Source organism: Pseudomonas sp. 2822-17 (genome assembly GCF_002742485.1).
In the GTDB taxonomy this organism is placed as follows: domain Bacteria; phylum Pseudomonadota; class Gammaproteobacteria; order Pseudomonadales; family Pseudomonadaceae; genus Aquipseudomonas; species Aquipseudomonas cyclaminis.
In genome coordinates this window covers 1-252 of sequence record NZ_LJRZ01000857.1, presented here as the reverse complement: position 1 = coordinate 252, position 252 = coordinate 1, and the positions used below count along the sequence as shown (strand labels likewise).

Annotated in this window: 1 protein-coding gene; it reads right to left on the bottom strand. The window is 34.1% G+C overall.

Annotated features, from left to right (window positions below; genetic code table 11):
- Positions 1–12: 12 nt before the first annotated feature.
- Positions 13–204 carry a DUF951 domain-containing protein gene (locus tag AOA60_RS29520; protein ID WP_099587304.1) on the bottom strand — a complete coding sequence of 64 codons (192 nt, stop codon included), beginning with the start codon at positions 202–204 and terminating at the stop codon, positions 13–15.
- Positions 205–252 lie beyond the last annotated feature (48 nt).

Genomic DNA, 252 nt, shown 5'->3' with positions numbered 1-252 from the left:
GTACAGGACTACTTAAGCATTACTTTCTAGAACACGTTTCATTTTCTTAGTAAATTCTTTTCTCGGTAGCATAACACTGTGGGAGCATCCAAGACATTTAATACGAATATCCATTCCAATCCGAATGATTTGCCATCTGTTTTCTCCGCATGGATGAGATTTTTTCATTTCAACCACATCATTTAATACAAATTGTTCTCCCATACTATTACACTCCTCCTCTAACAAAAAAAGTAAGTTATTACGATATAC